2 protein-coding genes and 1 pseudogene are annotated in these 2231 nt (G+C 39.7%); 1 reads left to right on the plus strand and 2 read right to left on the minus strand.

Features of this window, described 5'->3' with window-relative positions; translation table 11 throughout:
* Window positions 1-505 precede the first annotated feature (505 nt).
* Entirely contained in the window at window positions 506-808 is a 303-nt protein-coding gene (locus Q0212_RS16460) for a hypothetical protein (RefSeq protein ID WP_297927552.1), read from the plus strand.
* A gap of 94 nt (window positions 809-902) precedes the next feature.
* On the opposite strand, the gene Q0212_RS16465 is transcribed toward Q0212_RS16460, so the two are convergent.
* Together Q0212_RS16465 and Q0212_RS16470 are read right to left on the minus strand one after the other, a co-directional pair.
* Window positions 903-1688 (minus strand): hypothetical protein, encoded by a 786-nt coding sequence (locus Q0212_RS16465; RefSeq protein WP_297927554.1) that lies wholly within the window; start codon window positions 1686-1688, stop codon window positions 903-905.
* A gap of 140 nt (window positions 1689-1828) precedes the next feature.
* Window positions 1829-2231, minus strand: a pseudogene (locus Q0212_RS16470) (hypothetical protein); the annotation flags it as partial.

A 2231-nucleotide genomic window follows, 5' to 3' on the forward strand; every position in this document is an offset into this window, starting at 1 on the left:
TAGTTAGGCTTCTCGTTTTAATATTCGTCAAAACTCTTACCTTTTCGGATTCAATTTCGTTTGTTTTTATATTTTCTCTAACCACTTTACAGTGTTTATATTTTCGTGCATTATTTTTTGAGTTGGCTCGTGTCAAACTTTTGGTGCGTCCAAAAAGGCTGGGTTATACGTCATTTTTGCCGTATATCTGTTTACGCGTCAAAAGTGACGTAAAATAAGACGTCATTTAGGACGTCTAAAAGTAGTTAAGCCTGTATACCATGAGCAACAACGATAATAATAACTTGGCAATTTTGGTTTTTTTCGCGCTTGCAAGTGCCTCGCTGTATGTTTGTTATAAACTTTTATCTATTTGAATCCCTTTTTTTCTTCAATTTCCGCGCTCTTTGAGCCGCGAAATTGCAAGAAAACAAAGGGATTACCTTACCTCATTTCTTTTTTAATTATCTGTAGAATTTTTCGGACATTGTTGTAGAAAAAATCCTACAAAATCGGAGTACAAACCATGACAACACTTGCAAACATTCAAGATGATTCCATTTTGGGCGTTGACGTAACACTTGAGGGAATGGCTATTGCCTTAGCATCATCTACTGATGATTACGCAATTGAGAACTTTATCGCCAAGTTAATTTATGCGGTGAATAAATACGAGAATACACTGGTTGACCCAACGACAGCCGCAAAAACCAACGCGAGTTGGGGTGTTAATGGTAGCGGTATTGCGTCTTTTACTATTAAAGGCTTGTGCAATTTTACTGGCGGATTACCCTCTATCGGTGAGCCTGCAATTAGCGCACCTGCATAAAGGCTAATGTGTTCGCATAAGGGGGAACGCCCAACACAAGCGCAATTTATGGCGTAATTGTTTGGGGCGTTATCCCCTTGATGCGCGTATTAGCCTACAGCAGCAACGACATTTGTCTAATTTCGTCACCGTATTTATAAGCCCAATATCTATCTTGTGGCACTTTGTACAACGTAAAAAACAAAGCACACGCTTTACGCCATGATTGCCCACCCTTAAACCATGAAAAACTTTGCGTACAAACTCGCAAAACTTTTGATGAGTACGACACAAGCCGCGCCCCTTTATCTTCGGCTTTTCTTTCGCCTTTGCTTAAATACTTGGCTAAATAGGCGGCTAATCGTTGGCTATCTGTTCTCACTGGTAAAAGCTCTGTTCGACCAAAGTTATATTTTTTAGCCATGTTACGCCAAAATCGCCATTCGTCACGGAGTGCCGTATTCGCGCTTTTATAGTTACGGATTTTTAACTCATCAAAACGTAAGCCGCGCCTAATATCATGGTGACAAGCGACAACTAAATGAAAATGCCAACGGCCTGATTGTTGCCTCTCACTTATTCTTATCCATGATAAATATTTATTTTTTAATACGTTGGTGGCGAGGGAGTTAAAACGCTTGGTTGCTTCTTTGTGGCACTGCACATTGTCCGCAAATGTCAGCGTTAAAAAGCCAATTTTATTTAAGCCGTGTTTGTTAATCATGGCCGCGATATTGGTTTGCAGTGCAAAAACTTGCTTCTTTTTTTTGCTTGCGTTTAGTTGTATAGTGTTCATGCGTTTTGAGTAAATGCCGCCACCGAATCCGTAGCCAACTGCCAAGAAAGACACGGAGTAAGTGGCGTTTAATTGAGTTGTTTCCAAAATAGATAAAGAAAACAAACAAACTCGCGGTATGGCCTAACTTGCGCGTCAAGTGCGACAAAGCCCCAAACGCTTACGAAGTTATTTTTTATTATGGTTGCTAACTCTCACTTGTTTACTTTGTTGTGGGGCTTTGCGCCTTACGCGGATCGTTAGATTTAACCAACTTTAATAACTCTAATAAATTTAGATGGTAGACTTATATTTTCCATTTCAACAGCATCTCTAAACAGTGGTGCTATTTGTTTAGGTGTTAGCCCTGCCAAGCCACAACCAATTTCAGTTACTAAAAAATGAAAATCTTGTCTTTCTTTAGCAAACAGTAAAAATCTATCAACGTAAGTTTTTATCTTCTCAACAGACAGACTTTTGCTAATACTCGCGTTAACTGTCGGTATGCCATAAGTTCTTCCCTGCAACCCCTCAGCTTGACCGTACTTTGCTCCCAATTTCAGGGCTGTTTTAGCTGCACCCTTTCCGTGCCTCCCACTTTCATTACTGCCAAAAACAAATATTTGATTTTCAGCAAGACTTGTTATGTTGCTCTCTGTAATATTCATC

This window comes from uncultured Agitococcus sp. (assembly GCF_937920075.1).
GTDB lineage: Bacteria > Pseudomonadota > Gammaproteobacteria > Pseudomonadales > Moraxellaceae > Agitococcus.